This is a genomic window from Mycobacterium sp., assembly GCF_032159775.1.
In the GTDB taxonomy this organism is placed as follows: Bacteria; Actinomycetota; Actinomycetes; order Mycobacteriales; family Mycobacteriaceae; genus Mycobacterium.
This window is the reverse complement of record NZ_JAVHWK010000174.1, coordinates 1-7,366: the sequence shown is the minus strand read 5'-3', so window position 1 is coordinate 7,366 and position 7,366 is coordinate 1. Positions and strand designations below refer to the sequence as shown.

General features: G+C 65.8%; 7 protein-coding genes and 1 pseudogene. 6 read left to right on the top strand and 2 right to left on the bottom strand.

The window, feature by feature from the left end; all coding sequences use genetic code 11:
- From QOJ24_RS22920 to QOJ24_RS22900, 5 genes are all read left to right on the top strand, one after another.
- A partial coding sequence (locus QOJ24_RS22920; RefSeq protein ID WP_526265450.1) for an LLM class flavin-dependent oxidoreductase occupies positions 1 to 936 on the top strand: 936 nt, incomplete at its 5' end.
- 15 nt (positions 937 to 951) lie between these two features.
- Positions 952 to 2,028 (top strand): NAD(P)H-dependent amine dehydrogenase family protein, encoded by a 1,077-nt coding sequence (locus QOJ24_RS22915; protein WP_526265448.1) that lies wholly within the window; start codon positions 952 to 954, stop codon positions 2,026 to 2,028.
- A 16-nt stretch (positions 2,029 to 2,044) separates the two neighbouring features.
- Positions 2,045 to 2,680, top strand: a complete 636-nt coding sequence (locus QOJ24_RS22910; protein ID WP_526265454.1) for a maleylpyruvate isomerase family mycothiol-dependent enzyme — start codon at positions 2,045 to 2,047, stop codon at positions 2,678 to 2,680.
- A 57-nt stretch (positions 2,681 to 2,737) separates the two neighbouring features.
- A complete protein-coding gene (locus QOJ24_RS22905; RefSeq protein WP_526265446.1) occupies positions 2,738 to 3,709 on the top strand; it encodes an LLM class flavin-dependent oxidoreductase in 972 nt (323 codons plus the stop codon).
- On the top strand, positions 3,706 to 4,902 hold the full coding sequence (locus tag QOJ24_RS22900; RefSeq protein WP_526265444.1) for a cytochrome P450: 1,197 nt from the start codon (positions 3,706 to 3,708) through the stop codon (positions 4,900 to 4,902). Before QOJ24_RS22905 ends, QOJ24_RS22900 begins: the two co-directional genes overlap by 4 nt.
- Here QOJ24_RS22900 and QOJ24_RS22895 read toward each other — a convergent pair.
- Positions 4,889 to 6,178: a TetR/AcrR family transcriptional regulator gene (locus tag QOJ24_RS22895; protein WP_526265452.1), complete on the bottom strand. Its 1,290-nt coding sequence runs from the start codon at positions 6,176 to 6,178 to the stop codon at positions 4,889 to 4,891. The genes QOJ24_RS22900 and QOJ24_RS22895 overlap by 14 nt on opposite strands.
- Before the next feature lie 351 nt (positions 6,179 to 6,529).
- Positions 6,530 to 7,161 (bottom strand): annotated as a pseudogene (locus QOJ24_RS22890) (SDR family NAD(P)-dependent oxidoreductase); the annotation flags it as partial.
- Between the two features lie 6 nt (positions 7,162 to 7,167).
- Between QOJ24_RS22890 and QOJ24_RS22885 the strand changes: the two are divergent.
- On the top strand, positions 7,168 to 7,366 hold a 199-nt coding region (locus tag QOJ24_RS22885), incomplete at its 3' end, for a hypothetical protein (protein ID WP_526265442.1).

Genomic DNA, 7,366 nt, shown 5'->3' with positions numbered 1-7,366 from the left:
TCGCTCGGCGCGCCGACGGCCGACTTGTACTCGACCGCCATCGACATGTGCGCCTGGGCGGAATCGACCGGAGCGATCGCGGCGGTGCTGTCCGAGCATCACGGGACCGAGGACAACCACCTGCCGTCACCGATCGTGCTGGCGTCGGCGATTGCGGCCAGAACGGAGCGGCTGCCGATCATGCTGGCTGCGGTGGTGCTGCCGTTCTGGGATCCCGTCCGGCTCGCCGAGGACATGAGCGTGCTGGACATCATCAGCAATGGCCGGGTGTCGTATGCGTTCGGCCTCGGCCATCGCCCGCAGGAGTACGACCACTTCGGCGTGGACATGCGACAGCGGGGGCGCCTGGCCGACGAGAAGCTGGCCCTGCTGCGACGGCTGTTGACGGGCGAGCCGGTGACCGTCGACGGCAGACGGATCCAGATCACGCCCGCCTGCACATCGCCGGGTGGGCCAGCCATCATGGTGGCAGGCGGTAGTGCGGCCGCCGTCAAGCGCGCGGCGCGGCACGGACTGGGCGTCGTCCTGCAGACGAATCAGGGCGGCTTGAAAGAGTTGTACGAGAACGAATGTCGCGCGCACGGTCATGCGGCTGCATTCGTTGCGCTGCCCGCCGAGAACGCTCCGACCGTGGTGTTCGTCGCCGACGACGTGGACAAGGCGTGGGAAGAGCTGGGCCCGCACCTGCTGCACGACGCGGTGACCGCGGCGGCCTATCGGCATGATGACGACGGGGTGGCGAGCATTTCCCGCGCCGCAGACGTGAGCGGGCTACGTGAAAGCGACGGCCCATACCGCGTCTTCACCACCGACGAGGCGGTGGACTACATGCGCAGTGGGGTGCTGCCGCTCGCGCCGCTCTGCGGAGGAGTGCCACCGGAGCTGGCGTGGCCCTACCTCGAGCGCGCCGCCGGAGCCGCGGCCCGCGTTAGCTGATCGGAAGGAGGAAGCATGGCGGTAAATCCGATCCGCGTCGTGGTGTGGTCGACCGGGGGCGTCGGCTCCATCGCCGTCGACGCCGTGCATCGGCGCCCAGATTTGGAGCTCGCGGGCGTATGGGTGCACTCCCGGGACAAGGTCGGCCGCGACGCAGGCGAGCTCGCAGGCGGTGACCCAATCGGCGTGATGGCGACCAACGACGCCGACGCGCTGATCGGTCTGCGGCCGGACTGTGTTGTGTACGCGGCCAGCGGACCGGAGCGCGACGCCGGTGCCGTTCCGGACTACGTGCGGTTGCTGGAATCCGGGATCAACGTGGTGTCAACGACTTCGACCAGCTTGATCTACCCGCCCGCCTACTACTCCCCGGACTGGCGCCAGCAACTCGAGGCGGCCGCCGAATCCGGCAATGCATCGTTCTACGGATCGGGAATCTTCCCCGGGTTCGGCTCCGACCAGCTGGCGCTCCTGCTCGCAACACAGTCGAAGAAGATCCGGTGCATCACGGCCACAGAGATCGCACTCAACGACCACTACCCGGTCGCCGACATCATGATGAACGGCCTGGGATTCGGCCATCCGCTCGACTTCGAACCTATGCTGAAGACTCCGGGCTTCATCGAGATGGCCTGGGCGGCACCGATTCACCTGATGGCTGACGGGCTGGGTGTCGAGGTCGAGGAGATTCGCGGTTCACTGGACCGCCGACTGACCGACCGCGACATCGAGGTCGCGTTCGGCACCATCAAGGCAGGCACGTGCGGGGCGGTCCTCACACGGGCGGCTGGTCTGGTCAACGGCCGCGAGGCCATCGTGATCGAGCACATCATCCGGATGGCCCGCGACGTCGCGCCTGACTGGTTGACATCGGAGTTCGATGCCACCTACCGCGTCGACATCGAGGGTGAACCCGACATCCACTGCGCGATGAACCTCGGCGACGCCGAGGGGCACGGTGCCGGTCGCGCCGCGATGGCCGCAACAGCCATGCGGGTCGTCAACGCGATCCCGTATGTGATCGACGCTCCCCCAGGCCTGTTGAGCTCGCTCGACTTGCCGAACACGCTGCCCAGGCACGCATTCGACTGACAATGGAAACGTGCGAATAGATAAAGACTTCGTCTTCGCCGCCGTCGCCGACGAGCGGCGGGCCATTGCGGTGTTGATCGACGATCTCGACGACGTTCAGCTCGCGACCCCGAGCCTGTGCGAGGGCTGGGACGTCAAGACGGTGGCCGCGCACCTCGTCAGCGTTTTCGCAGATGGTTTCTGGGGATTTCAAGCCGCGGCCGTCCGCCACTTCGGTATGCACCGCGGCATCGACGCGCTGGCGCGACGCCGCGCGCAACTGCCCGCTGCTCACATTGCTGCCAGCCTCCGAGACGGTGCCGACCGCAGATTGAGCCCGCCGATTGCCGGCCCCATCTCGGGTCTGACCGATGTTCTCGTCCACGGCGGCGACATCCGGATTCCGATAGGCCTGCCCTTCGAACCGGATCCGGACCTGGCGTCCCTCGCACTCGATTTCCTCACTGGATATCGCGCGGTGGCGTTCGCTCCGCTCGGTCGGCTCCGTGGAATCAGCCTGCGGGCCAGCGACATCGGCCGATCCTGGGGAAAAGGGGCGGAACTGCGCGGACCAACAGCGGCATTGATGATGGCCGTGTGCGGTCGTGGCGCATTGCTGGATCAACTCGATGGGCCAGGTTTGTCGATCCTCAGGAAACGGGCGATTCGTTGACAGTGTTCCGCGACGGGCCGTAGCGTAACGGCACTAATCTCAGGTGCAGGAGGCCTCGTGTACAACCTGCGCTTCGACATGCGCGCACCGGAGATCGGCGCACCGACGGTGCAGCTGTACTCCGCGGCAACGGAGATGTGCGCCTGGGCGGAGAACCACGGTGCACTTGCCGCCGTGCTGTGCGAACACCACGGGTCCGAGGACGGCTACCTTCCGTCGCCGCTCATTCTCGCGTCGGCGATCGCGGCCCGCACCGAACGCTTGGCGCTGAGCCTGATCCTGCTGCTGCCGTTCTACGACGCGGTCCGGCTCGCGGAGGACATGGCGGTGCTCGACATCATCAGCAAGGGCCGGGCCTCCTACATCCTCGCTTTGGGCTATCGGCCCGAGGAGTTCGAGCACTTCGGTATCGACATGCGTACCCGGGGAAAGCTTGCCGACGAGAAGTTGGCCCTGCTACGCGAGTTGCTCTCCGGCACAGCCGTCTTCGAGGGCCGCCACATCAACACGACACCCCCGCCGCACACCGAAGGAGGGCCGATGCTGATGTGGGGTGGGGGCACCGTCGCCGCAGCACGGCGGGCAGGCAGGTATGGGCTCGGCATGCTCGGGAACGCGAGCGTCGAAGGTATGCACGAGGCCTACCAGGAAGCCTGCCACCAGCACGGGCACGAGCCGGGACCCATCTTCCTGCCGCCCCGCGACACCCCGTCGGTGTGCTTCGTCGCGGACGACGTCGACGAGGCGTGGCAAGAACTCGGGCCGCATCTGCTGCACGACGTGTGCACCTACGCCGCGTGGAATCCGGGCAACGACACCTCCGCGGGATTCTCCGACGTGAAGACCATCGAGGAACTGCGTGCCAATCCGACGTCCCACCGGATCTACAGCGTCGAAGAGGCCGTCGCGCGCGTGCGTGCAGGGGAGATGCTCAATTTGTCACCGCTGTGCGGCGGGGTACCGCCGGAGATCGCCTGGAAGTACCTCAAGCGCGTCGGAGAAGTGGTCATGTCCGAGGCGGCCAAGTGACCGGCATCGGCGCTCCCGAGCTGTATTACGATCCATACGATTTCGCGATTGACGACGATCCGTACCCCGTGTGGAGACGGCTGCGCGACGAGGCTCCGCTGTACTACAACGAAAAGTACAACTTCTTCGCATTGAGCCGGTATGAGGACGTGGCACGCGAACTGCACAACTGGGAGACGTACCGCTCCGGGCATGGCACCACGATGGACATCATCCTGGCCGGCATCGAATTGCCGCCCGGCATCATCCTTTTCGAGGACCCACCCATCCACGATCTTCACCGACGTCTGCTCTCAAGGGTTTTCACGCCTCGGCGGATGGCGGCGATTGAGCCACTGACCCGGCAGTACTGTGTGCGTGCCCTTGACCCTCTCGTCGGCTCCGACCGGTTCGACTTCATTGCCGACATCGGGTCGCAGATTCCGATGCGCACGATTGGTTACCTGCTCGGCATACCCGAGCACAACCAGGAGTCGATCCGCGACACATCGAACAATGCGCTCACGCTCACAGACGGCGAGTTCAGCGGGGCGCGCGCCGACATGTTCGAGAACAGCCACGAGTTGTTTGCCGAGTACATCGACTGGCGGGCCGACCATCCGTCCGACGACCTGATGACCCAGCTGCTCAACGCGGAGCTGGAGGAAGACGGCGAAGTGCGCAGGCTGACGCGCACCGAGGTGCTGATGTACACCGGAATGGTTGCGGGCGCAGGCAACGAGACGACGACGCGGTTGATCGGCTTCGCCGGACAGCTCCTCGCCGAGAATCCTGATCAGCGGCGCGAATTGGCGGACGATCACTCGTTGATTCCCGGCGCGATCGAGGAGTTGTTGCGCTTCGAGGCGCCATCACCCGTCCAGGCCCGCTATGTCGCTCATGACGTGGAGTGCCACGACCGGACCGTCCCAGAGGGTGCGGTGATGCTGCTGCTCAACGGGTCGGCGAACCGCGACGAACGACACTACCCCGACCCCGACCGCTTCGACATACATCGCGGCGGTGCCCATCTGTCCTTCGGTCAGGGGCTGCACTTCTGCCTGGGCTCGGCGCTGGCCCGCATGCAGGCACGGGTCGTGCTCGAGGAGGTCTTGCGGCGATGGCCGGATTGGGCAGTCGACTACGACGGCGCCGAAAAGGCACATACCGCAAGCGTTCGCGGATGGTCGAAGCTGCCGGTCACGCTCGGCTAGTCGTCACTCCTCGTATGGCCGTGTCGCGCAGGTGAATGAGCGAGCGCCGGATTCCGAGGTCGTGCAGGATGTTCTCCGGAATCCAGCCGACGGCGATCATCGACCGTGCCAGCGTCTCATTCGCCGGGGTGTCGATCACGATCTCGCCGGACTTGATGCCCTCGGCAAGAAGCGATTTCATCTGCCGCACCCGCTTGGCGAAGAGCCAGCCGATGTTCGGCGTGTCAGGGGGAGACTGCCGCATCCACGCGAGTTGGATGCGGAACTCGTCACCGAAGCGGTCAAGCACGTTGGTGTTGACCCAGCTCAGCGCGTCCAGCTTCTCGATCGGCGATGAATCGGAGCGCAGCACGCGGATCCACCCCTCGGCGACCTTCTCGCCGAACGATTGCATGATCGACGCCAGCAGTTGGTCTTTCGAGCCGATCAAACGGTAAACCGTGCCGGTTCCGAGTTGGGCCGCCGATGCGATGTCCCTGATGGTGGTGACTTCATAGCCTTTGCGGCCGAACTCGGCGCGCGCGACGGCACGGACGTGCGCCGCCTTGTCGCCTGGCTCGGCGTGCGCATCGTCGTTCCATGACTTCACCACGTCGTCGGCGGCGATGAATGCCGCGGAGCGGTCGAGCTGTGTGTCGGTGGGCGGCGCGGCGGCCAGCCCGCCCAACAGGATTCGGCACAGCATCTCCGCCAGCTTGTCCGCGCTGGCGTTGAAGCGGATGACGTCCAGACCGACCTGCAGCATCACCTGGACGAGTCGGTCGGCAAGCACGGGAAGGTCGACATCGGGTTTGAGGTAACCGCTCCACCGTGCAGCCCGCAGCGTCTGCACCATCGCTTCCAGGATCGCCGTCGGTCGCTGTTGGGCAAGTGCGGTCAGGTCCCGATTCGGCCCGTGCCCCTCGTAGAACGTCATTTGCAGCGCTGCCCCGTGCGTCACCGCGCATTGTGCGACCGCCGCACTGAGGTCGACGATCCGCTCGAAAGCCGACGGCGAGGAGGAGGCGTCGTCGAGCCGGCCCTGCGCATGTTCGGCGACGCGGTCCAGGTCGGCGTGATATCGCCGGAGCAGCTCGACGAGGATTGCTTCCTTGGATTCGAAATGGTGATAGAGGCTGCCCGGCAGGATTCCGGCCGCGTCGGCGATTTCCTGCAGCGAGGTCCGCAGTCCCGAGGTCGCGATCAACGATGCGGCGGTTTGCAGTATCTCCGTCCGCCTCGACCCGTCGTCATAGGCGCGTCCGGTATTCGACGGCGTCACGTGCGGACGCCCCACAACACCTCCACGGCTGCCGACTCCCGTCGTGGGTTTGCCTACCTGACCCAATGTTTGGTTAACGCTACCAGACGCGCGGTGTCGCGATGTGCCCTCCGACGCGCCGAAAGCGCTGCTCGTGGGACCGCGCGGACCGAGCTCATGGACTGGCCGTTGCAGAGCGCGTGATGACGAGCGGCGGGTCATATGAGGTGTCACTTGTATCGCGCGACACCGTTTGTACGGAGTCGAGGAACTGCACGAGCTCCGGAGACAGCAGTGACGTGGCGTCGCTCTGCCATTCGACCAGACAGATGCGCGCCCCGATGGCCCACCGGCGGCCCCTGCGCTCGAACCGGTCGATGTACCGACCGCCGAGTAATTGCGATGGCTGCTCTCGCACCGCGGCTGGCAAGGTACACCACCATCGGTGTGACGAGTTCCGGTCGGATCATGTTAAGGAAGCCGGACTCCTCGAGGGCTTTGGTGTCGCCGACGGCCTCGGTCACCATCCTCGAGAAGCCGGTCGGCAGAACGGTGTTGGCCAGAATCCCGTGCGGCGCGCCTTCGAGGGCGATGATGTTGGTCAGCCCGACGAGGCCGGCCTTCGTGGCGGCGTAGTGAGCGTCCAGGTGCTGGCCGAGCATGCCCGCCGTCGACGAGATGAAGACGAACCTGCCGTAGCCCTGCTTCTTCATCACCCGGTATGCCGGCTGCGCGAGCTAGAAGCCACCGTCGAGATGGACGCGCAGATGCGGCGCCAATCATCGGGCGTCAGCTCGTCGAACGGGGTGCTGTTGAAGATGCCTGCATTGCTGACCAAGGCATCCAAGCGCCCGAAGCTCTGCGTGGCGGTCTGCACTATCGCCTCGCCGTGCATGGTTCCGCCGAGGTCGTTGACGACGACGGACGCGCCGCGACGCGCTAGTTCGATCGCGTAGAGGCGGCCGAGCCCCGCGCCCCGCGCCGGTGACGACGGCAACCTGACCTTCGAAGTCGATCATGGGTTCATGTCCGCTTCGTTGACTGGCACCGGGGCGGACACTACGGTCGGAACAGATATTTGGTCAACATGCGTCGACCTGGAGGTGCCCGTGCCGCAGCTTGCAGACGCTGACCGCCTGCAGGCGCTCGGCATGCTGGCTTCCGCGCTCGCCGGGCGTCCTGTCGCTGTTTCGCCGCTAGCGCCGGGCGAGCCGTCCTGGACGG